Here is a 23,157-nt window from a genome sequence, read left to right as displayed (position 1 = left end):
TCACTCGTTAAACTGGTGCCATACTGGCATACCTAAGGTGGGTGTTGAAGGCACAGCGGTGGATTTTTCTGCCATGGCGCCCGCTAAATAGCTTTGCCTACCAGCAAGCGTGGCATTGGCAAAGGCTTTAGCCATGAGCACAGGATCATTCGCCCCAGCAATGGCGGAATTGAGCAACACGGCATCAACGCCCATTTCCATTGCATGGCACGCATGCGAGGGTACTCCGAGTCCCGCATCAATGATTAGCGTAACCTCAGGCAATCGCTCGCGTATGCTTTGAATAGCGTACGGATTTAGTATGCCCTTACCAGTACCAATTGGTGCAGCCCAAGGCATAATAACCTCACAACCAAGATTAACGAGTCGTTGGCAAATAACCAGATCGTCAGTGCAATAAGGCAGCACTTTGAAGCCTAATGCCAAGAGCTTTTCAGCGGCCTCGAGTAGTGCGATAGGGTCCGGTTGCAAGTTGTACTCATCACCAATTAGCTCTAGTTTTATCCAGTCAGTGGCGAACACTTCGCGGCACATTTGCGCCAGTGTAAGTACTTCTTGCACACTGTGACACCCCGCGGTGTTGGGCAGCACGGTGAGTCCCGTCTCTTTGATCAGCTGCCAAAAGTCGTCCCCTGCGGCCGCCGAGTGCTGCCTACGTAAAGACACAGTCACAATCTCACTTTGACTCGCGCGAATGGCGTCACTCATGCACTTCGGCGAAGGGTAAAGTGCAGAACCAATTAATAAACGACTGCTAAATTCTTGCCCGTAGATATTCAATAAGTCACTCATTTAACCCCCTTGGATAGGAGAGAGGATATCAATGCGGTCTCCTGCTTTAAGTAGTGTATGAGCATAGTCCTGCTGGGCCACAAATTGGCCGTTGAGCGCCAGCGCAAAAGGTGGTTTGGCGTCGAACTGCGAAATAGCTTGCTCTGCGCTTGCTAGCTCAGATACTAAAAACACTTCATCATTAATGTAGATTTGCATTGATTTTCTCCTTTATACAGAAGTCGTGAGATGAGACAGCGCCTGTTTCACCACCGCGGGGGCAATCATGTAGCCATGGCGGTATAGCCCATTGATTCGCGTAATGTTACCTTCGTGAGTCACACATGGATTGTTGTCCTCAGTAGCGGAGCGTAAGCCAACTTGTAACGCGTCAATATGCGCTTCGGCAAAGCCGCTGTGCACAGAATACGCCGCTGATAATAACTCCAAGGTGCTGCGTACTGTCGGGGGGCGCAAGTCTTGCGATTCAATTTCCGTAGCACCAATGACAAAATGCCCATGCTCTTTAGGCGCGATATAAATGGGGTAACGCGGATGCATTAACCGTACTGGCCGAGTGAGGGTCACTTCAGGAGCAATAACACGTGCCACTTCCCCGCGCACACCACGCAGCTTAATTGCGCTTTTCGCCCCGAGTCCACGGCAATCAATCACCGCAGTGAAGCCCTGTTCACTGAGCAACTCGGGGGTGGTTTCATTTTGAAAATGAAACTGCACACCACGATTATTCAAGGATTCGTAGCTTTGCTGGTAAAAACCAAGATTGTCGAGCTGCCCTTCACCCGGTAAATACACGCCACTGTGAAAACGCGCCGCTAATTGTGGCTCCAGTTTCACCAACTCGCGCTGGTTCAGCGTTTGTGGCACATGTGTGCCTGCAAGTGCGGGTTTTAGGTGCTGGCAAAAGTGGGTCATCGCACCTTTGTCTTGCGCATGTGCCACCACCACCGTACCAGCTGTTTGCAAAAACACTTCAGCCTCTAATTGCGCCAGCAACTTAGGCCACAACGCTAATGACTCAACCCCTAATTGCACGACCTCTGCGCTCGCATGCACGGACTCTGCAAGCGGCGCCAACATAGCTGCCGCCACATAACCCGCGCTGTTTAGTGCCTGTGCGTCATCGCGCTCAAACACGTGCACTTCATATTGCTTCGCAAGCATGAGTGCGGCCACCCGACCGCACACACCAAAGCCAACAATTGCGACTTTTTTCATTAAAAAGCCTTATGATAAAGCTCGCTGCCCGAAGCTTTGAATTCATCAGATTTGGCTTTCATTTCAGATTCCACATCCACCATGCGCACATTAATTTCTTCACCTAAGGTGCTTGGGTCGATGCCTCTTTGCTCCAGATCTTTGGCGTAATCACGTACTTCTTGTGTGATCTTCATCGAGCAAAATTTAGGACCACACATGGAGCAAAAGTGAGCGACTTTGCCCGACTCTTGCGGCAAAGTTTCATCGTGATATTCACGCGCTCGTTCTGGGTCTAAACCCAGGTTAAATTGATCAAGCCAACGGAATTCAAATCGTGCTTTAGATAAGGCATTGTCACGTTCTTGCGCACCTGGGTGACCCTTAGCTAAATCGGCGGCATGCGCAGCAATTTTGTAGGTGATCAGGCCTTCTTTTACATCATCTTTATTCGGCAAGCCTAAATGCTCTTTGGGCGTCACGTAACACAACATGGCACAGCCATACCAGGCGATTTGCGCTGCGCCAATGCCCGAGGTGAAGTGATCGTAACCTGGGGCGATGTCTGTGGTCAGCGGCCCAAGCGTGTAAAAAGGTGCTTCGTCGCAGTGCGCCAGTTGCTCATCCATATTGGCTTTGATCATATGCATTGGCACGTGACCCGGACCTTCGATAAACACCTGCACATCGTGGCGCCATGCAATCTTGGTCAGCTCGCCTAAGGTGCGTAATTCACTGAACTGCGCTTCATCATTAGCATCAGCAATCGAGCCCGGACGCAACCCATCCCCTAACGAGAAACACACATCATATTGTTTGAGGATCTCACAGATCTCTTCAAAATGGGTGTAGAGAAAGTTTTCTTTATGGTGCGCCAAACACCATTTCGCCATGATAGAACCACCGCGTGAAACAATGCCCGTCACTCGCTTTGCTGTCATCGGCACATAACGCAGCAATACGCCGGCATGGATGGTGAAGTAATCCACTCCTTGCTCAGCTTGTTCAATCAAAGTGTCGCGGAAAATCTCCCATGTGAGATCTTCGGCTACGCCATTGACCTTCTCAAGCGCCTGATAAATCGGCACTGTACCCACTGGGACAGGCGAGTTACGCACAACCCATTCTCGGGTTTCGTGAATGTAGCGGCCCGTTGATAAGTCCATGATGGAGTCGGCACCCCAGCGCGTCGCCCACACCGTTTTTTCCACTTCTTCTTCAATCGACGAAGTGACTGATGAGTTGCCGATATTGGCGTTCACCTTTACCAAGAAGTTACGACCGATGATCATCGGTTCTGATTCTGGATGGTTAATGTTGTTTGGGATCACCGCACGCCCACGAGCGACTTCATCGCGCACAAATTCAGGTGTGATGAACTCGGGAATGCTGGCACCAAAAGAGTGCCCTTGGTGTTGCTCTTTACGCAGCTGCTCACTCAGTTGTACACGGCCCATGTTTTCACGAATAGCAATGTACTCCATTTCTGGGGTAATGATACCTTGGCGGGCATAGTGCATTTGGGTTACATTTTTACCCGTTTTGGCGCGGCGCACCTCAGGTAAATGCTCAAAGCGAATATGATCTAAGCCTTCATCTGCCATGCGCTGCTGGGCAAACTGCGAACTTTTACTTGGCAAAACTTCGGTGTCGTCACGCCCTTCAATCCAAGCACGGCGCATTTGTGGTAAGCCTTTGCGAACATTGAGCTCAAAGCTAGAGTCGGTGTATGGGCCCGAGGTATCGTAAACTCGAATAGGCGCGTTTTTTTCAAACACTGGGTTCTCTTCTGTGCCGCCGACAAAGGTGTCGCTCAAGGTAATTTCACGCATCCCCACGCGCACGCCCGGATGTGCGCCCTCAACATAGACTTTGTGCGAATTTGGAAAAGGCTGACCAGTCAGGTTATGAATATAGTTGGCTGCTGCTTCTCGAGTTTGACGACGAGTTGGTTTGTTCGTTGTTGACATGACATTGCTCACTTATTGGTTGAGTTAGTCTTGTCTGGAGGTGGCAATACCAAGGGTATTTGCCTTTGGTCCGTGCGCATGCGCGCAGCTGAGGCTGGGCTTATTTTGTGCCAAATGGCACAAGCGTGCCGAGGCTAGCTTGTTCCCTACGCAGGTATGAGCCTGATCAGGTTAACGGATCCCGCAATTGCGATCTCAGCCCTCATATACCAAATAATTTGGTTAGGGCACTCCGACAAGTTTTCGCCAGCAGTCTAGCCTAGATGATTAACGTTGTGCAAGCCAACGATCAAGGTGATTCGCAAATTGTTGTTTATCTTGCGCGCTCAGCGGCGGTTGGCCACCAGTTTGAATACCGCTGCTGCGCAGTGTGTCCATAAAATCCCGCATATTCAAGCGTGACTTAATATTTTCCTTAGTATAGAGCTCGCCACGCGTATTTAAGGCCAACGCGCCTTTATCTATCACTTCCGATGCCAGTGGGATGTCACTGGTGATCACCAGTTCACCGCTTTGCACTTGCTTGACGATTTCGTTATCCGCGACATCAAAACCCTGCATCACTTGTTGCATGCGTAAAAAGTCAGACGCGGGTAAACGAATATATTGGTTAGCCACAAATACTGTGGTGGTTTTTGTTCTTACTGCTGCGCGACAAATAATCTCGCGAATTGCCACCGGACAGGCGTCAGCATCAACCCAAATAGTCATAGGCATCATCACTAAAATTTAAAACATGAGTATACGCGCCATCATCACAAATAAAAACGGCTCCTTACCTTGGCGATTCATCGTCTCCAGAAGTAATTTATCGCGTTTATTCGCGCTTGATTTTTAATCGCATACAATGGGGCAAAAATAATAAGGAAGCGGCTTTTATGAAACCTGCATTAACCCTACTAACCGCAGCGCTTGTGGCAACACTAAGTCCACTGGCGAGCACCGACGCATTGGCCTCAGAGAGTGCCAAAAAGGCTCTCGAATTCAGCGATGTATTCGATTTTAACTATCCCAAATCAACAGTCCTTGGTGAGCAAGGTAAGTTTTTAGCTTTTAGTTCAACACCTTATCGCGGCGATGCACAAGGCCTCGTGTATAACCTTGAAACTAATGCACTGATCAGTTCGGTTGAACGCGGTACCAAAGCACAACTCAATAAAAACAGCCAATGGGCTGCGTTTATGCAAGTGCCCTCTCTGCTCGAGAGTGAAACGGCGGATAAAAAAGCAAAAGAAAAGCTCAAAAACAACCTTGTGTTAGTGAACACTGCCACAGGTGAGCAACAAGTGTTTACCGAGGTCAAAGATTACCAACTGTCAGACGATGGTCGCTGGCTCGCGTATCGTCATGATGTCAAAGCAAACAAAGCGGATGATGAAGACAAGCCTGGCGACGCAAAAAAAGATAAAAAGGCTGAAATTAAAGCCGACAAGAAAGACAAGGCCTTTAATCTGATTTTGGTCGACCTAAAATCAGGCGAACAAAGTACGTACGAATCAGTACTCGACTATGCACTTAGCCACACCGGCTCAGCCATGCTCTATAACAGCATCAGTGCAGATGGCAGTGCCAACCAAGTCAACCTTATAACGTTAGAGAACTTAGAAACGGCGACCTTAATTGATGAGCCAGGCGTCACCCTAAGCGCTATTGACTGGCACCCCACCCAGAATTTAGTCGCTTTCAATGCGGGTAACTATGTAAATGACGACAGTCGTCGCCGTAACTACCGCACGATGCTTTTCAATGTGCAAGACAACCAATTACGCGACCTAAAAAGCAATTGGCAAGCAGGTAAAAAAGGCAAACTAAGTTGGTCAGAAGATGGCAAACGTTTGTACTTTACGGCGCGCCCTAATCTTGAGCCCAAAGCGAAAGAGTACAAGTACAAAGACAAGCAATCACTGCGTGATTACGACACCATCATGGCGCAAGCTAAGATGAATATGTGGCACCACAGCGACGCTGAAATTAAACCACGTGCAGAGATTACCTGGAACGAAGAAAACAAATATCGCCACTACCAGGCGGTGTACCATCTTGATGGTGACAAAGTTGTGCAACTTGCAGACGCACAAGTGCCAGAACTACGTTTAAATAAAGAAGCCAGCTACCTGCTTGGTTACAACAATCAGCCCTACTTGGCACAAATCACCTACAAGGGCTTCTACAGTGATTACTATGCGGTTGATGTGCAAACCGGTGAGAAAAAACTCATTGTGGCCGAACACCCGCATCGTCCTAGCCTCTCCCCCACGGGGCAACATGCGGTTTTCTTTGACAAAGGCGTATGGCAACTCAAAGACTTGGGCAGCAACAAGGTAAAACCGTTAAGCAAAGCAATTAATGCGGTATTTGCTGACGATCAACATGACTACCCATCTCCAATCAGCAGTTACGGTGTAGCGGGTTGGTACGCAGATGGTTCCAAAGTGCTAGTTAACTCAAAGCATGATATTTGGGCATTTGATGTTAAAACTGGCGAGGCAAAAGCGCTCACTTCTGGCAAGAACAGCAACAAACAGTACCGCGCAATCAATCTTGATAGCGATAAGCTCGGCTTTGCTGCCAATGAAGCAATCATGCTGAGCGTGTTTGATCTGCAAAACAAACAAACGGGCGTTGCACAGTTGAACCTTGCGGATAACTCTTTGAGCATGTTGCGCGATGGGGATGCACGATTCGATGTGGTGAAAAAAGCCAAACAGGCGAAAACGTATTTATTCACTGAACAAACTTACTCGCAATTCCCTGATTATTGGGTTGCAGGTGAAAACCTTGCAAATGCTAAGCAAGTCACGGATCTCAACCCACAATTAGCCAACTTCAAGTGGGGGCAAAAGCCTGAACTGGTAAGTTACAAAGGTTATGACGGTGAAGATTTGCAAGGCGTATTGATTAAGCCTGCAGATTACGTTGAAGGCAAACGCGTACCAGTAGTGATTTATTTTTACCGCTACATGAGCCAACGCCGCTTTGATTTCCCCAAAATGGAATTGAATCACCGTCCTAACTTCCCGATGTTTACGTCTAATGGTTACGCGGTGTTCTTACCGGATATTCGTTTTGAGATTGGTCACCCGGGGCCATCATCAACTAAAACCATGATTAATGCAGCACAAGCCTTGATTGATTCGGGTGTTGCTGACCCAGATGCAATTGGTTTACAAGGCCATTCGTGGGCAGGCTACCAAAGTGCATTTATGGTGACGCAAACCGATATGTTTAAAGCGGTTGTCTCTGGTGCGCCGGTTTCAAATATGACCTCGGCATACAGTGGTATTCGTTTAAAATCAGGTCTTGCGCGTCAGTTCCAGTACGAAACGGGCCAAAGTCGTATTGGCAAGACACTATACGATGCCCCTGAGCTGTATATTGAAAATTCACCGGTGTTCTTTGCTGACAAAGTGAATACACCGATCATGATCATGTTCGGTAATGACGATGGCGCGGTACCATGGCAAGAAGGTATTCAATATTATCTCGCGCTGCGCCGTGCAGGAAAAGATGTGATTTTCTTAGAATATGAAGGCGAACCGCATCACCTCAAGAAGTTCCCGAATCAGGTCGATTTCTCGATTCGCATGATGCAGTACTTTGACCATCACCTCAAAGGCAAGCCTGCACCAACATGGATGACCGAAGGCATTGAGTTTGCTGAAGAATAATACGGATTAAATGCAAATTATCTGAGCACGGACTGTGCTCAGCGTAAGAAAAAGGCAAACCACATTGGTTTGCCTTTTTTTGCAGTATCACCTGCATTTATTCGCTTTTATCTGCGAGTTGTTTTGCGCGTTTGATACCTGCTTCCAAAAACATCGCATAAGCACGCTTTTGTAAGCCCTCTTCTTTAGGCTCAAAGTCTTTCGGGAAGCTCTCCACCAACGCCGCCAAATCCATACTTGGATTTGCCTGTACATGCGCTTGAATGGCTTTGAGCCATTTAGCGGGTGCCTGTAACTCAGAAGATTGCATCATCTCGCCGTGCCCTGGCAGAACGAAATTCACAGGTAATGCGGAAAATCCGGTAAGCGTGTTGAGCCACACATCAAAATCTCCCTCGCCGGGATACGGCAAGGTATCAACAATATCGGCACCTACCAGCACTTTATCATCCTCGACCAATACCACTAAATCGCCTTCTGTGTGCGCAGCAAAGGGCATGATCTGCACCGGCAAGCCGCCTAAATCGAGTAACTTAGGCTTAGAAATAACGAGTTTTGGATCTGCAAATTTAAGGCTTTGCCACTGCGTGAGCCTTATTTGGGCGCGATTGATTTTCTCTTGCCACGGCGCCTGTTCCTGCTCAGGGAGCTTATCCATACGTTGCTCGCTTAAGGCGATACTTTTCGCAAATCCATCTAAGCGCTTATTTAATTGCTCGTGAGCGCGATGAAACGATGTGCCTAAGAGCTCATGGACAACCAGCTGTGCTTCAGGGAACTGCTGTTGCACCATGGCTAATCCCAATAAATGGTCATCATGGGCGTGTGAGGCCACAAGGTAACAAAGCGGTACCGTTAATTTACCTTTGAGTTGGGTAATGAACGCCTCAGTTTGTGCAAACTCTCCTGGCGCATCAACCAACAACGCACACTTCTCCCCTTGAACGAGTGCTTGGTTGGAATCATAAAAACGCAGCTTTTCACTTTGTTGTACAAAGTCCACATGTGGGGAGGCCCTGTGCCACGTTTGCTGAGCATGTGCTTGATTTGCTATTGCTAGCGCGGCAATGAGAGTAGCTAATTGTCGTTTCATGGCTTTCCTCTGAATCTGATGACGTTTATTATCTTTTCTGCAGCAGTGCGCAGTGTATTTATAGACTACAAAGAAAATCAGGCTATAAAAAAGGCGCTGATCGCGCCTTTACTTCGGTTCATGTTCATTCAAAGCTGCTTTGAGCTTGTCGCACAGTGCGTGCTCTTGAACGCTACGTTGCTGCAGCTGCGATTTTGCTTCCAACAATTCGTGAGACAAATTCAGTGCTGCCATAAGGAGCGCTTTTTCATCGTTTCGAACTGCAGAACGCGTACGCATTTGCTCAACGCTGATATTTAAGTTTTCGGCAGCAGCGCGCAAAGCTTGTTCTTGTCCTGAAGGGCACGCAAATTGGTGCTCTTTGCCAAGCAAGTTAACCTTCACACTGTTCCCTTGGTCACTCATTAGCTAGCCGCTTGAAGTTTCTCAAGTAGCGAACTCAAGGTGGTGCTCGTTTCTTTTTGCTTCTCTTCGCTTTCTAGTACTTCAAGTTGCAGAGTTTCATTCTCGTCTTGGAGCTTTGCGTAGTTTTCACGCAGACTTGTTACTTCTTGGCTCAATTCTGAATTGCGTGCAATTAGTTTATCGACCAGTTGTTCGAGTTGGGAAAGGGTATCTTGATTCATAAATGCGCTCTTTAAACTGTTGATTAGAGTATGCAAATGTAAAGCAATATGACCAGCGAAGCTAGGACTTGTAGCCGATTTCCTGTAAATTTTGCCAGTATTAACAAGCGGTTCATTTTCAAACGACTTTAGTTCAGCGGGTGTTTACGTAATCAGATTAATTTTTAACCTTTTAGTTATTTTTAAGATGCGCCGATTTTGCCTGTCGCTCCTAGGCAAATATCAGTAAAATACGTTTATACACACAGTTACGGAATCACTATGCTCAGTTATCGCCACTCCTTTCATGCCGGAAATCCTGCAGATGTTTTAAAGCATCTGGTGCTTGCACAGTCACTCAAACATATGGTGAAAAAAGACAAGCCTTTTGATTACATTGATACGCACTCCGGTGCTGGCTACTTTGCCCTTGAAAATGCAGACATGCAAAAAACCAAAGAGTACGAAGATGGCATCGCGAAATTGTGGCAATACCATGGCAAAGTAGCGGCTATCACTGAATATGTAGATTTAATCAAGAGCCTCAATGAAACTAATGCTCTTGCGCACTATCCTGGTTCCCCGAAAGTGGCTGAGCAATTCCTACGCAAACAAGACAAGGGTTGGTTTTTTGAGTTACACCCGCAAGATTTAGCCTTGCTTGAGAAAAATATGGCCGGCAAACGCTCTTTGCGTGTGAAAGGCGAAAATGGCTTTCAAGGTTTGTTAGGTCTGGTGCCACCACTGTCACGCCGAGCGTGTGTATTGATGGATCCGCCTTATGAGATCAAAACCGACTATGACAAGGCTGTAGATAGCTTGGTCAAAGCGCATAAACGATTCAATAGCGGCACCTATTTGTTGTGGTATCCGGTGGTAGATAGAGAACGTATTGATAGAGTTGAGCAACGTTTGATTCAAAGCGGCATCAAAAACATCCAACTTTTTGAACTCGCAACCAGTGCTGATACTGACGTCCACGGCATGACCGCTTCTGGCATGATTGCCATCAACCCCCCTTACACCCTGATGCAAACAATGCACGAAGTGTTGCCTGAGCTCGTATCCCTACTCAGTGATAAAACTGGCTTTTACAGAGCAGAGCAGCTGGTCACTGAATAACGTGCTTACAGGTTAGTTTTACGCACCGCAGAAACTGGGTCTTGGTGGATGAGAACATCCACCTCACCACCAAACTCTGGGTGTTTTTGCAAACTAAATGCTTCTTTTACTAGCACTTCAACTTCATCAGCTATACGGTGCGCTTGCATAAGGGTTATGTTGTCATCGAGCTCAAGGTGAAATTCCACGAAGCGGATTTTACCGCCCTGTCGTGTTCTTAGCGCATGGACTCCATGCACAGATTTGTGAGCGCAAGCAACAGCAACAATTTGCTCTTTTTCTTCTTCTGGTAGTTCTTTATCCATTAGATGAGCTGCGCTTTCTGTCGCTATTTGCCATGCGTTGTAAAGTAGGTAAGCGGCGACGAACACGGCAAAGATTGGATCAGCCCCCATCACCCCAAAATAAGCCAATAACAACGCGACCAACACTGCTAAATTCAACAGTAAATCACCTTTATAATGCAAAGAGTCCGCTTTAAGTGCCACTGATTCAGTTCTTTTAATTGCTTGGTACTGCACAAAGACCACAGCTAGGGTGCAGAAAATAGCAAAGACACTCACCCATACACCGAGTAATGAATGGGTTACTTGAATCGGATTAATAAAACGTTCAACAGCATGGAAAGCAAGTAAGCAAGCGCTCCCCGCTATAAATGCCGCCTGCCCCAAACCCGCCAAGGCTTCCGCTTTGCCATGGCCGAAGCGATGGTCATCATCGGCAGGTTTCAGCGCATAACTAAGCACAAAAAAGTTCATCAAGGTGGCACTGACATCCAATAGCGAATCTGTCAGCGAGCCGAGCATCGCAGCCGAACCTGAAGCTAACCATGCCCATGCTTTTGCGGCGATCATAAGGCTTACTAACACCAACGTACTTAAACTCGAAAGCTTCACCCAAAAGTCATAACCTTGGGTATTACCTTTAGCTGGTTTTACATCGTTTACTTCGTTGGCCACCAAAATTGCTCTCTTTAAATCACTGGGAGTGCGTTATTGTAGCTAAATTTGATATACTTACGCCAATTTTAGCCACGCAACGCCTGTTGGCGAGCATGTTCCGATTATCACTATGCTAGACATCATATTATTTCAGCCTGAAATCCCGCCAAACACGGGAAATATTATTCGCTTATGTGCCAACACAGGGTATCGATTACACCTAATCGAGCCATTAGGTTTTGAATGGGATGACAAGCGTATTAAACGTGCGGGATTGGATTACCATGAGTTTTCTCAAGTTCAGCGTCACGCAAATCTGCAAAGCTACATCGACTCACAACAGCCAAAGCGCATCTTCGCGTGTACAACTAAAGGTAAAAAGTATCACCATGAAGTTGATTACCAGCAAGGTGATGCGCTACTTTTTGGCCCTGAAACACGCGGCCTTCCTGAAGACATCATTTTCTCCTTACCAGAAGATCAACGTGTGCGTATTCCGATGCAGGCCAACAGCCGTAGTATGAACTTATCGAATGCGGTGGCAGTGTTTGTTTTCGAATCTTGGCGTCAGCTCGACTTCGACGGTGCAGTATAAATTTATAGGTATTTTGTAATGACTGTGAATACAGATTTAATTTCTCGCTTGGTTGCACAAGCACTGGCTGAAGATTTAGATGGACAAAGCGCCCAAGACGGCGATATCACCGCACAACTTATTCCTACAAATCAACAAGCTCATGCAAAAGTAATCACCCGAGAAGACGCGATATTTTGTGGCAAGGCTTTGGTAGAGGAAGTGTTCAAGCAGGTAGACTCAAGTGTTGAGCTGTCTTTTGAAGTTGAAGATGGCGACAAGGTCACTGCCGACCAGCTGCTTTTTCTGCCAAAGGCAATGCCCGCGCAATTTTAACGGCTGAGCGCACCGCCCTTAACTTTGTGCAAACACTTAGCGCAACGGCCACAGCGGCTTCTGTTTACGCTGAAGTACTTGCTGGTTCAAACACGAAAATCCTCGATACACGTAAAACCATTCCAGGCTTACGTGCACTGCAAAAGTATGCAGTAAAATGTGGCGGTGGTCACAACCATCGCATTGGATTGTTCGATGCGTTCTTAATAAAAGAAAACCATATCGCGGCTTGTGGCGGCATTTCTGCAGCAGTAACTCAAGCGCGAACCAACCACCCAGAAAAGCCGGTGGAAGTGGAAGTAGAAAATCTAACCGAGCTTCAAGAAGCATTAGTTGCGGGCGCTGATATCATTATGCTCGATAACTTTTCTCTGGAAGATGTGAGTGAAGCGGTCAAAATGACGTCAGGGAAGGCAAAATTGGAGGTTTCTGGTAACATTACGCTGGACACGCTGCAACAATATGCTAACGTTGGCGTGGATTTTGTGTCGAGCGGCGCGCTAACTAAGCACGTAAAAGCAATTGATTTATCAATGCGTTTTTAATTTGCGTTCAGCGTGCACAAAAAAGTTGCAAGCCAAGGTACAGATGTTACATTTTGTTATAAAAGGGACTACCCAAAGCAAAAATCACATGGTAGCATCTAGTTTCAAAGAATTAGGTTTGTAAAAAAAAGTAATACTTTGTTATAAATCAATATAGTTGTAACAATGGAAGCTTATATTGGCTGTTAATTTAATGCGAAAGCTAGTTGCTATTTGAAAATCGACTATACTTTGCTTAACTTAACGTGATTAGGTCTTCCTAGTGAATGAAGCTTTTTGCCCAAATTAACTAGGGCTTTGTTCACGTTTAGAGTGATTGTTTTTACATTTGTGAAGCCAGTTACTCAGGTTACCTTAACTTTGCCCAATAATCCTTTAGGAGAGGAAAATGGAAAAAATGACCCGCAAACAACAAAAGGGTTTTACCCTTATCGAATTAATGATCGTAGTAGCGATCATCGGTATCCTTGCAGCTATCGCGTTGCCAGCGTATCAAAATTACACAATCCGTTCGGCTGACAATGCCTGTTTAGCTGAAGTAAATGCGTATGCAAAGACAGCACTTGCAGAACTGCATGACCCGAATGTTACTACATATACAGTTCCTAACACGTCAGCCTGTGACACTATTGACACTGTGGTAGACTTCGACACCGCAATAACTGCAGATCCTGCTGACCCAGGCACTGGCTCTATCAGCTGTGATATGTCAAACGGTGGTAATTGCGTTCTTACTCCAGGTGCATAATTTATTATCTTACAGGAGCGCAGGGACAATCCTGCGCTCTACTTTTACTCCCTCGTAAAGAACGCCAATTCAAATAGAAATCCAGAGTATCTTTTGAAGAGCCGCTATGCTTCTTAGCAACAATTCGAAGTAAGTCTAGTGTTGATTAGGATTCCGAGTTCAGTGTTTGGTAAAAATCCCCACATATGATGTTAGATATCGCTAAATGTGTTAGATTTATATAAATGCTTTGTAAGACCATCTAAATCATGAACTTAAACTCACCATTGGCTAGACGACTTGCCAACTTGGGGGTGTTAGAGCTGAGCTCATTAAGTAACACCTCAAATGAGCACAATTCCAGCTTAGCTGAACTAATCTGTAAAGCTGCAAATATGAAACCTGAGCAATTGCAAGCTCGTGCAAGTCAGATGTTTCATGTTTCTCAATTTGATTTGTCTCTATTCGATAATGAATCTCTCCCCAGTTCTGAATTTGTAAATGAAAAGCTGATTCGCAAACATCGCCTTTTACCTATCGCTGTAAAGGGTAAGACACTTTATATTGCCACCGCGGATCCGACTGATTTTAACGCATTTGAAGACTATGAATTCAATACAGGCATGCAAACAGAAGTCGTGGTTGTACGCTATGATTACCTCGACAAAGCGATAGAATCTGTATTTGACAGCGCATCAGGTCTCGATTTATCTGAAGGGGATATGAAAGACCTCGAAGGAGTCGAGGCGGATGATGGCAAAAAGAAAAACTTAGCCACGGATGTCAATTCAAAAGAGGATGATGCCCCCATCATTGTTTACATCAACAAAATTTTGATGGATGCAATTAAACGTGGTGCTTCTGACTTGCATTTTGAGCCTTATGAAAAACGCTATCGCATTCGCTTTCGTGTTGACGGCGTACTTCATGAAATCGCTTCGCCGCCGGTAAATTTAGAAAGCCGTATCGCTGCACGTATCAAAGTTATGTCCCACATGGACTTAGCTGAGAAAAGAAAACCTCAGGATGGTCGCATAAAATTAAAAATAAACGCGAAAAAAAGCATCGATTTTCGTGTAAGTACTTTGCCTACTTTGTGGGGCGAAAAAATTGTTATGCGTATTTTGGACAGTTCAAGCGCAATGTTAGGCATCGATGTATTAGGTTATGAACCTGAACAAAAAGACTTGTATATGAACGCACTTGCTCAACCGCAAGGCATGATTTTGGTAACGGGCCCTACCGGCTCAGGTAAAACGGTTTCTCTGTATACTGGCTTAAATATTCTCAATACCACAGAACGCAATATATCGACTGCCGAAGACCCTGTTGAAATAAACCTCGAAGGTATTAATCAGGTACAAATTAGCGCCCGTGCAGATATGACCTTCGCAAACGCACTAAGAGCCTTCCTTCGTCAAGACCCGGATGTGGTCATGGTCGGTGAGATTCGTGACTTAGAAACAGCAGAAATAGCTATCAAAGCGGCACAAACTGGTCACTTAGTGCTATCAACCTTGCACACCAACTCAGCACCAGAAACACTAACTCGATTAATGAATATGGGCGTGCCATCTTATAATATCGCCAGTTCTGTTAGCTTAATTATTGCACAGCGTCTTGCTCGTAGGTTGTGTAACCACTGTAAAGAAGAAGAAACGTTGCCCCATGAGGAACTCGTCAAGCAAGGTTTCACCCCAGACCAGATAGTAAATTTATCCATTTTTAAACCCAAAGGCTGTGACGAATGTACCGAAGGTTATAAAGGCCGTGTCGGTATTTATGAGGTAATGCCAATCACACCTAAAATTGCAGAAATCATTATGCGCGGTGGTAATTCATTAGAAATTGCAGCTGTAGCTAAGCAAGAAGGTGTCAATAACCTAAGGGCGTCTGGCTTGAAAAAAGCAGCACAAGGAGTGACTAGCTTGGTTGAAGTGAATCGTGTAACCAATGTGTAGACCCCAAATTAATCGAAATAGCTTATACTTAAAATAAGCAAATCTTAAACATCATGTTAATATAGAGTGATAAATCAGGGTTTTGGATGAATCATGGCAAAGCAAAAACAACAAATAAATCAACTAGACACATTTCAGTGGGTTGGTGTTAGCTCTCGTGGTAAAAAGCTCGAAGGTGAACTGAATGGTTCTAGTATTGCCTTAGTTAAAGCTCAACTCAGAAAGCAAGGCATAACCCCATCAAAAGTAAAGAAAAAGCCAAGACCTTTGTTTGGTGGTGGCAAGCAAAAAATTACAGCTAAAGAAATTGCGATGTTAACACGGCAGATAGCGACTATGTTGTTGGCTGGTGTGTCTTTAGTGCAAGCTATCGACATGATTGCTGATGGCTCAGAAAATAAGGGGATGCAATCACTGCTACGTACTATCGGAGATGAAGTAAAAGCGGGTCAACCGCTCAGTACAGCGCTTCGCAAACACCCTAAATACTTTGATGATTTATACTGCGACCTAGTCGCTTCAGGCGAACAATCGGGTGCATTAGATAGAATTTTTGACCGCGTTGCTCTTTATAAGGAGAAAGCAGAAGCACTTAAATCTAAAATCAAAAAGGCACTATTTTATCCCACTGCAGTTATTGTTGTTGCTGCTTTAGTAACATCAATTCTACTCATTTTCGTGGTGCCTCAATTCCAAGAAATATTTGCTGGCTTTGGCGCCGAATTACCAGCATTCACGTTGATGGTGATAGGTATTTCAGAATTTATGCAAAGCTATTGGTGGGTAGCAGTAATAGGGCTTGGAGTTGGTGGCTATTTATTTAAACAAGCGAGAATGAGGAATAAACAATTCAGTGACAAAGTCGACGCTGCAATTCTAAAACTGCCTGTCATAGGAATGATTTTAAACAAAGCCGCCGTCGCACGTTATGCTCGGACATTATCGACCACATTTGCGGCGGGTGTTCCACTAGTGGATGCTCTAGATTCAGCGGCGGGCGCTTCCGGAAACGCCGTGTATCGAGATGCGATTTTAGAGATTAAGTCTGAGGTGAGCTCAGGCAACCCAATGAACTGGGCGATGCGTAACTCAAACATATTCCCGGATATGGTTATTCAAATGGTCGCCATCGGTGAGGAATCGGGGTCACTCGATGACATGCTGGCGAAAGTTGCAAACATCTATGAGCAGGAAGTAGACGATGCCGTCGATGGCCTATCTAGCTTACTAGAACCAATGATTATGGCCGTTCTGGGGGTACTGATTGGTGGTTTGATTATTGCCATGTATCTTCCAATTTTCCAGTTAGGACAAGTAGTAGGCGGTTAGTAAAACCCTATGTTCTCAGAAGTAATTAATTTGATGCAATCTCAGCCGTGGTTTTTTATGACCACGGTTTTTTTAGTATCGCTGGCTATTGGTAGCTTTTTAAATGTGGTGATCTACCGCATTCCAAAAATGATGCAAAACCAATGGCAGAGCGAATGTCGGCTTCTTCTTGCTGACGAGCTGAATAGCTCGGATTCTAACGAAGAAAACAAGACCTTTAACCTCATAACCCCAAGCTCAAGCTGTCCAAAGTGCAATGCAAAGATCAAACCTTGGCATAACATCCCAGTCTTAGGTTGGATAATACTCGGTGGAAAGTGTGCAACGTGTAAAGCGCCTATATCAAAGCGTTACCCAGCTATTGAAGCATTAACTGCTGCGATTAGTTTGGTCGTGGCTTGGCAGTTGGGTGCAACATCACTTGCCTTGTTATTTATCATAATAACTTGGGCGCTAGTGGCACTGACGTTTATTGATATCGATCACATGTTGTTGCCGGATCAAATCACATTGCCACTTTTATGGCTGGCGCTCATTGCGAGTGTGTTTGGTATAACCATCCCACCAAGTGAGGCCATTATCGGCGCTGCAATTGGTTATTTAAGTTTGTGGAGCGTGTACTGGTTGTTTAAATTAGTCACTGGCAAGGAAGGTATGGGATATGGTGATTTCAAATTACTCGCAGTATTTGGAGCGCTTCTCGGTTGGCAATCATTGCCTCTGATCATTCTCCTATCGAGCGTTGTTGGTGCAGTTATTGGTATCACTCTGCTGTCAATTCAAGGCAAAGACAAAGCCACTCCGATTCCTTTTGGCCCATACATTGCGATAGCTGGATGGATTGCGCTGCTGTGGGGTGAGCAAATCCAATCAACATATATGAGTATGGTACTTGGCTAATACTACGCCTTGGATATTGGGTTTGACTGGTGGTATCGGTTCGGGTAAATCAACCGCCAGCCAGCACTTTGAAGAATTAGGCATCGACATTGTCGATGCCGACAAAGTGGCTCGCCAAGTTGTCGAACCGGGTACTCAGGGCCTCATCACGATCACCGCACGATACGGTGATGATATTCTTACACCTGAAAAAGAGTTAGATAGAGCGAAACTCAGGGCCATTATTTTCAGTAATAACGAAGAAAAAACGTGGTTGAATGCCCTACTACACCCCATGATTAGGGCTGAAATGCTTGACCAGCTCAATCAGGCGCAAAGCGGCTACGTGATTTTAGAAGCGCCCTTGCTATTCGAAAATAACTTAGATAAATATTGCTCCCGTACGCTATTAATTGACCTGCCCGTTGACCTACAAGTCGCCAGAGCAAGCGCTCGCGACAGTGCACAGCAGTCACACATTCGAACAATAATTGAATCTCAAATGAGCCGTACCGAGAAAGTACGAAAAAGTGATGATATCATCAGTAATACGAGCTCTATTTCTGAGCTAAAAAATAAAGTATTACGTTATCATCAATGCTATTTACACTTAGCTAGTTTGCAATCTTGCTAATATAGACAACAATAACGTTATACTCTGTAATAACCTAATTTTTATAAGCTTATTATAATTAGACTTTAACTGCGTTATATCGGTATTGTATGAACATCAATTCGCCACTGATCCGTAAATTTATAACTCTAGGTCGCCTTGACAATGACAAGGTTAAACTGGAGCAAGATCGCTGTAGTAGTGCGGCAGAGTTGATTGTCCGTTGCAGTAACATGAGCCACAACGAGCTGCTCAATCAATGCGTTGAATTATTTCGCGTCCCTCTTTTCGATCTTAGTCAGTTTGACGAAAACCGAATCGACAAAAATTTACTCAAAGAAAAGTTAATTCGCAGGCACCGGGTTATCCCCCTTACCCAAAAGGGCTCAAAACTCGTTTTAGCTGTTTCTGATCCAACTGATTATGGTGCCCTCGAAAACTACGAATTCAGTACTGGCTTGCAATGCGATGTTGTATTGGCAGACTTTCAGCACATTGACAAGCTGATTGAACGGCTATTCGATGCAACCCATGCGCTAGAATTATCTCAAAAAGACACCGACGAGCTGGCTGAACTTCATAAAGAAGAAGCCAAAAATGTTGTCGATGAAGATCAATATTCAGATGATGATGCGCCTATCATCGTCTACATCAATAAAATTTTACGAGATGCCATCAACCGCTCAGCATCGGACTTACACTTTGAACCTTATGACGGTGAGTACCGCGTACGCTTTCGTATTGATGGCGTACTACACGAAATGGCTCACCCACCGTGGGCGCTTGCAAACCGCATTGCGGCCCGTATTAAAGTCATGGCGAAAATGGACATATCCGAGAAGCGCAAACCGCAAGATGGTCGTATTAAAATCTCGCTTTCTAAAAGTCATCAAATAGATTTTCGTGTCAGTACCTTGCCTACCCTTTGGGGTGAGAAAATCGTTATGCGTATTCTCGACTCCTCAGATATCTCTTTGGGTATTGATGCTCTAGGTTATGAAGAAGATCAAAAAGCAAAGTATCTTCGTGCATTAAGTCAACCTCACGGTATGATTCTAGTTACGGGCCCGACGGGTTCGGGTAAAACGGTGTCTTTGTATTCAGGTCTAAGTATACTCAACACCGCCGAGCGTAATATTTCCACCGCTGAAGACCCAGTAGAGATAAACGTTAAAGGTATAAACCAAGTCCAAATCAACACTAAAGCTGACTTGACCTTTGCTAACGCTCTCAGAGCTTTCTTACGTCAAGATCCAGATGTAGTGATGGTTGGTGAGATACGTGACTTGGAAACGGCTGAAATAGCGATTAAAGCGTCACAAACAGGGCACTTGGTTATGTCGACCCTACACACTAACTCTGCACCAGAGACGCTAACACGCTTATTGAATATGGGTGTACCAGCCTACAATGTTGCAAGCTCGGTAACGTTGGTTATTGCCCAGCGATTAGCTCGTAAACTCTGTAAGCATTGTAAAGAGCCTGATAAACTTCCCCATGATGAGCTATTAAATCAAGGATTTACAGAAGAGCAGCTGAGTCGCCTGAAATTGTATAAAGCAGTCGGCTGTGATGAGTGCACAGATGGCTTTAAGGGCCGCACAGGTTTGTATGAAGTCATGGAGATTACACCTCCGCTGGCACAAGCAATTATGGATGGAGCAAGCTCTTTAGACCTAGCTAGACTGGCTAAGAACGATGGTTTCACCACGCTACGTGAATCGGGTCTACACAAAGCCGCTGCAGGCGTTACGTCAATTTCTGAAGTCAATCGCGTGACGCAATTGTAGCTTCAAATTTGCCGGTCCGTTGGTTACACTGGCGGCCTTAGCGGACACCTTAGGATAATTCGTAATGCCAACAACTGTTCAATGCCCTACCTGTAACAATGATGTTGTTTGGGGAGAAGTGAGTCCATTTCGACCATTTTGCTCGAAGCGTTGTCAACTGATTGACCTAGGTGAGTGGTCTTCTGAATCCAATACTATTTCTACCCCGCTATCAACCGAGCAAAAACATGGTGATGCACAAGCATTTATTGAAGAAGTTGAAGCGATGTTAGCTCAGAGTGAAGATTCTTTCTTCAAAGATTAGCGTCGCTTTAGCTGCCCGATTTTATTTTTACCAAATCAAAATCGGCCAACTCAGGCACAATCTTTTGAAGTTTCGATTCCGTTCTATCGAGCGCATTTAAGCAGTTGCAATACTCTTGAGATTTCTGCGCCAGTTGCTCTGCCTTTTTCTGCAATGATTTGTCTATTTCAGAAGTAATAATATCCATACGCTCACCTACATCACTGATGCGATCTTCTATATTGCCTTCTTGAGATTGCAGTGCATCCCCTAATGAAACCAACATAGCTCCCAAAGAGCCTTGAATAGCGGTATGAATTTTTTTTGATACTTCCTGCGCAAAGAAGTCGTCCAGTTTAGACAGCGATTGGGGGGCGATATAGAAAAAATCATCACCACGTTTGAATTTATCACGCAGTGCACGCTCTACATATTGAAGTTGAGTTTTCAACTCTTGAGGCTCTTTGTCAGACAATCCAGTCACAACATTTTCAATGGCACTCAGGCCAATATTGACGCCATCTGTGGCCAAATCAACCAGCTCTGGAACGGTATCCCTGATCATCTTGTTGTATTGCTCAAGCACCTGAGCCTCTTGAGCATTTAATTCTATCCACTGCCCTTTTACGAGTAATTGATTCCCATGGTTTATTTGCACTCGGGTTTGGTTGTTATCGACAATTCGAATTGTATCTTCGGTGATTATCAAACCATGAGTAAGCTCTACGTCACATTGCTTGTGCTCGGCACTTGCAGCATTGACACCTATGCTCACAGATGCACTAATTAAACTAAGTGAAATAGCTAGGTGACGAAGCTTCATAACATTCCCCATAAAAACTGCGCCAAAGATTATCAAAGTGTCACAAATAAGCAAATAACAATATGCCAAAGGGGGGTTGTGAGCTGCCTATGCCTGATAATGGTCTAAACGATATAATGGGGCCGCAGGTTGGGTCCGTTGACACTCAAAGACATAACTACCGGTTTGTGATTTTGCTTCTTTCTTGGCATCGGCGGCGAGTGCTGCAATTTGATGGGCATTTTGACAATGAGCGACATCTGGGCTGACTAAGCCGATAGCAATAGAGAGCAAGGGTGTAAAACACGCCTTACCTTGCCTATCATGACTCCAATAGCCTTTGGCTCTAATATGCTCAGCATTAAAATAATCGCAGACGAGAACATCAAATTCTGAAGCGATTTTCTGACAAATTGGCAATGCGTTTTCATCATCAAAAATGACCATAAAGTCATCTCCACCTATGTGCCCCAGAAAGCAGTGAGACGCATGGCATTGTTCTTGTAGTAAATCTGCAACTAACTTAATGACCGCGTCACCTTTTGCATACCCGTAGAGATCGTTGAATGGTTTAAAATGATTCAAGTCGAAATATGCAAGTGTAAAAGGAGTTTGATTATAAATACGCTGCTCAATTGCGTCATTAATGGCAATATTGCCTGGCAGCATAGTTAACGGATTCGCGTGTTGCGCATTTCTCACTTTTTCTTCGGTCATGTGTTTAAGAATATGCTTTAGTGGCACCACGCCAATATAGTGCGTCTCTCGTGTCACTATAATATCTCGGCGAATATCAACATCACTGTCAGAGATTCGCTGGCTAACACTGTCTAGCTTTTCATTTTCATCAACAATAAATGGTTGGCGATCCATCACCGCCCCAATCGCCTTCTTGTCGAATAGAGCATGCCCGTAATGGGACGCGAATATTTCAGTAAGTTGCTCTTTATAAAGCATTCCGATCGGTTTATTGTCGTCATCAACGGCAACAACCGATATTAAAGATTTATCACTCTCGAATACTTTCTGAGCCTCTTTGCATGTGATTCGTTGACTCACAGCTAATTGAGATATTGCCAACCAACCAATCGACATAGAATGATCTTGCTCTGACTCAAGCACTTTAGCCATGCTTTTGGCCTCGAACATGTGCGCATTAAATTCGATACTTGGCTGAGCAGATGGTCTTTCTAAAAGAAAGCCCTGTACATTGTTAATACCTAATTTGGATAATAAATGAAGCTCTTCAGGGCGCTCAATCCCCTCAGCAATTACGCGTGTATTAGTGGCTTTGGCAAGTTCAGATATGGATTTTAAGAACTCGCGCTTAACGACACTACAGTCACATTCATCTATGAAATAACGATCTATCTTCACTATATCAGGTTGAATCTCTGACCATTGCTTTAACCCCGAGTAACCCGCCCCCAAATCATCAATGGCGATGGAAAAGCCCAGTTCTCGGTAATGCTCTACGGCACTGAGCAACAAATTGGTATCGTCTACTTTGTCCTGCTCCGTTAATTCAATTACTACCTGATGCGCCCCCAAACCATGCTTTTTCAACAAGCTGAGAGTTTGCCCTTTTGGGTGTTCAGGATCGAGTAGAGTATTCGGGCTGACGTTTAGAAATAATTTACCACGGAGATTAAGTACTGCGAACGTCTTAATAGCCGTCTCACGACAAAGCAGTTCCAGTTCAGACAACTTGTTGAGTGTTGTTGCACAGCTGAATAAAGCACCCGGGGAACAAAGAGCACTATCATTAGGGCCTCGGCTTAGCGCCTCATAACCGAGGATTTGCTGCCTATCAATGGCAAAAATAGGTTGGAATACAGTTGTGATCGTTCCACGCTGCAATATCTGCGTCAATTCACCTGCCAATTGGGCGTTCACTCGCTTACCACACTAAAAGCACAAACAACAACGT

At 45.1% G+C, this 23,157-nt stretch carries 21 protein-coding genes, 1 pseudogene and 1 riboswitch; of the genes and pseudogenes, 11 read left to right on the top strand and 11 right to left on the bottom strand.

The features are described from left to right. The 5 genes from ACH19P_RS04200 to ACH19P_RS04180 form a co-directional block, all read right to left on the bottom strand. Nucleotides 1-792 (bottom strand): thiazole synthase, encoded by a 792-nt coding sequence (locus ACH19P_RS04200; RefSeq protein WP_462157244.1) that lies wholly within the window; start codon nucleotides 790-792, stop codon nucleotides 1-3. Then, on the bottom strand, nucleotides 793-990 hold the full coding sequence (gene thiS, locus ACH19P_RS04195; protein WP_462157243.1) for a sulfur carrier protein ThiS: 198 nt from the start codon (nucleotides 988-990) through the stop codon (nucleotides 793-795). A 12-nt stretch (nucleotides 991-1,002) separates the two neighbouring features. After that, complete coding sequence (locus ACH19P_RS04190; RefSeq protein ID WP_462157242.1) at nucleotides 1,003-2,010, bottom strand: FAD-dependent oxidoreductase; 1,008 nt, start codon at nucleotides 2,008-2,010, stop codon at nucleotides 1,003-1,005. Further along, the gene (thiC, locus tag ACH19P_RS04185; protein ID WP_462157241.1) at nucleotides 2,010-3,959 is read right to left on the bottom strand and encodes a phosphomethylpyrimidine synthase ThiC; all 1,950 of its coding nucleotides are present in this window, start codon (nucleotides 3,957-3,959) and stop codon (nucleotides 2,010-2,012) included. The genes ACH19P_RS04190 and thiC overlap by 1 nt, the downstream gene beginning before the upstream one ends. Nucleotides 3,960-4,085: 126 nt before the next feature. Continuing rightward, nucleotides 4,086-4,204: riboswitch (TPP riboswitch) on the bottom strand. Between the two features lie 22 nt (nucleotides 4,205-4,226). Next, nucleotides 4,227-4,670 carry a YaiI/YqxD family protein gene (locus tag ACH19P_RS04180; RefSeq protein WP_347391656.1) on the bottom strand — a complete coding sequence of 148 codons (444 nt, stop codon included), beginning with the start codon at nucleotides 4,668-4,670 and terminating at the stop codon, nucleotides 4,227-4,229. A gap of 167 nt (nucleotides 4,671-4,837) precedes the next feature. On the opposite strand from ACH19P_RS04180, the gene ACH19P_RS04175 reads away from it, so the two are divergent. Then, the gene (locus tag ACH19P_RS04175; RefSeq protein WP_462157240.1) at nucleotides 4,838-7,627 is read left to right on the top strand and encodes a S9 family peptidase; all 2,790 of its coding nucleotides are present in this window, start codon (nucleotides 4,838-4,840) and stop codon (nucleotides 7,625-7,627) included. Nucleotides 7,628-7,724: 97 nt separating this feature from the next. On the opposite strand, the gene ACH19P_RS04170 is transcribed toward ACH19P_RS04175, so the two are convergent. From ACH19P_RS04170 to zapB, 3 genes are all read right to left on the bottom strand, one after another. Further along, a complete protein-coding gene (locus ACH19P_RS04170; protein ID WP_462157239.1) occupies nucleotides 7,725-8,720 on the bottom strand; it encodes an MBL fold metallo-hydrolase in 996 nt (331 codons plus the stop codon). 108 nt (nucleotides 8,721-8,828) lie between these two features. Next, nucleotides 8,829-9,125 carry a cell division protein ZapA gene (locus ACH19P_RS04165; protein ID WP_462157237.1) on the bottom strand — a complete coding sequence of 99 codons (297 nt, stop codon included), beginning with the start codon at nucleotides 9,123-9,125 and terminating at the stop codon, nucleotides 8,829-8,831. Then, complete coding sequence (gene zapB, locus ACH19P_RS04160; RefSeq protein ID WP_462157235.1) at nucleotides 9,125-9,346, bottom strand: cell division protein ZapB; 222 nt, start codon at nucleotides 9,344-9,346, stop codon at nucleotides 9,125-9,127. The genes ACH19P_RS04165 and zapB overlap by 1 nt, the downstream gene beginning before the upstream one ends. Before the next feature lie 261 nt (nucleotides 9,347-9,607). Between zapB and ACH19P_RS04155 the strand changes: the two genes are divergently transcribed. Then, nucleotides 9,608-10,447, top strand: a complete 840-nt coding sequence (locus ACH19P_RS04155) for a 23S rRNA (adenine(2030)-N(6))-methyltransferase RlmJ (RefSeq protein ID WP_462157234.1) — start codon at nucleotides 9,608-9,610, stop codon at nucleotides 10,445-10,447. A gap of 5 nt (nucleotides 10,448-10,452) precedes the next feature. Here ACH19P_RS04155 and ACH19P_RS04150 read toward each other — a convergent pair whose 3' ends face one another. Further along, nucleotides 10,453-11,406, bottom strand: a complete 954-nt coding sequence (locus tag ACH19P_RS04150) for a cation diffusion facilitator family transporter (RefSeq protein WP_462157233.1) — start codon at nucleotides 11,404-11,406, stop codon at nucleotides 10,453-10,455. A gap of 112 nt (nucleotides 11,407-11,518) precedes the next feature. On the opposite strand from ACH19P_RS04150, the gene trmL reads away from it, so the two are divergent. The 9 genes and pseudogenes from trmL to yacG all read left to right on the top strand — a co-directional run bounded on the left by trmL (nucleotide 11,519) and on the right by yacG (nucleotide 20,446). Then, a complete protein-coding gene (gene trmL, locus ACH19P_RS04145; RefSeq protein WP_462157232.1) occupies nucleotides 11,519-11,983 on the top strand; it encodes a tRNA (uridine(34)/cytosine(34)/5-carboxymethylaminomethyluridine(34)-2'-O)-methyltransferase TrmL in 465 nt (154 codons plus the stop codon). Nucleotides 11,984-12,001: 18 nt separating this feature from the next. Then, nucleotides 12,002-12,843, top strand: a pseudogene (gene nadC, locus ACH19P_RS04140) (carboxylating nicotinate-nucleotide diphosphorylase). Between the two features lie 397 nt (nucleotides 12,844-13,240). After that, nucleotides 13,241-13,591, top strand: a complete 351-nt coding sequence (locus tag ACH19P_RS04135; protein ID WP_462159306.1) for a pilin — start codon at nucleotides 13,241-13,243, stop codon at nucleotides 13,589-13,591. A gap of 248 nt (nucleotides 13,592-13,839) precedes the next feature. After that, nucleotides 13,840-15,531 carry a type IV-A pilus assembly ATPase PilB gene (pilB, locus tag ACH19P_RS04130; RefSeq protein ID WP_462157231.1) on the top strand — a complete coding sequence of 564 codons (1,692 nt, stop codon included), beginning with the start codon at nucleotides 13,840-13,842 and terminating at the stop codon, nucleotides 15,529-15,531. A 93-nt stretch (nucleotides 15,532-15,624) separates the two neighbouring features. Then, complete coding sequence (locus tag ACH19P_RS04125; protein WP_462157230.1) at nucleotides 15,625-16,860, top strand: type II secretion system F family protein; 1,236 nt, start codon at nucleotides 15,625-15,627, stop codon at nucleotides 16,858-16,860. 9 nt (nucleotides 16,861-16,869) lie between these two features. Further along, nucleotides 16,870-17,760, top strand: coding sequence for a prepilin peptidase (locus ACH19P_RS04120; protein ID WP_462157229.1), 891 nt, complete (start codon nucleotides 16,870-16,872; stop codon nucleotides 17,758-17,760). Then, complete coding sequence (gene coaE, locus ACH19P_RS04115) at nucleotides 17,753-18,373, top strand: dephospho-CoA kinase (RefSeq protein ID WP_462157228.1); 621 nt, start codon at nucleotides 17,753-17,755, stop codon at nucleotides 18,371-18,373. Before ACH19P_RS04120 ends, coaE begins: the two co-directional genes overlap by 8 nt. A gap of 89 nt (nucleotides 18,374-18,462) precedes the next feature. After that, nucleotides 18,463-20,142 carry a type IV-A pilus assembly ATPase PilB gene (pilB, locus tag ACH19P_RS04110; protein WP_462157226.1) on the top strand — a complete coding sequence of 560 codons (1,680 nt, stop codon included), beginning with the start codon at nucleotides 18,463-18,465 and terminating at the stop codon, nucleotides 20,140-20,142. Nucleotides 20,143-20,206: 64 nt separating this feature from the next. After that, entirely contained in the window at nucleotides 20,207-20,446 is a 240-nt protein-coding gene (gene yacG, locus ACH19P_RS04105) for a DNA gyrase inhibitor YacG (RefSeq protein WP_462157225.1), read from the top strand. A gap of 7 nt (nucleotides 20,447-20,453) precedes the next feature. Here the strand turns inward: yacG and ACH19P_RS04100 are convergent, their stop codons facing one another. Beyond that, nucleotides 20,454-21,248 carry a YggN family protein gene (locus ACH19P_RS04100; RefSeq protein WP_462157224.1) on the bottom strand — a complete coding sequence of 265 codons (795 nt, stop codon included), beginning with the start codon at nucleotides 21,246-21,248 and terminating at the stop codon, nucleotides 20,454-20,456. Nucleotides 21,249-21,335: 87 nt separating this feature from the next. After that, nucleotides 21,336-23,123 (bottom strand): EAL domain-containing protein, encoded by a 1,788-nt coding sequence (locus tag ACH19P_RS04095; RefSeq protein ID WP_462157223.1) that lies wholly within the window; start codon nucleotides 23,121-23,123, stop codon nucleotides 21,336-21,338. Nucleotides 23,124-23,157 lie beyond the last annotated feature (34 nt).

It is taken from the genome of Pseudoalteromonas sp. GB56, assembly GCF_054923835.1.
The sequence above is the reverse complement of the archived record's forward strand: the minus strand, read 5'-3'. Positions and strand labels throughout refer to the sequence as shown.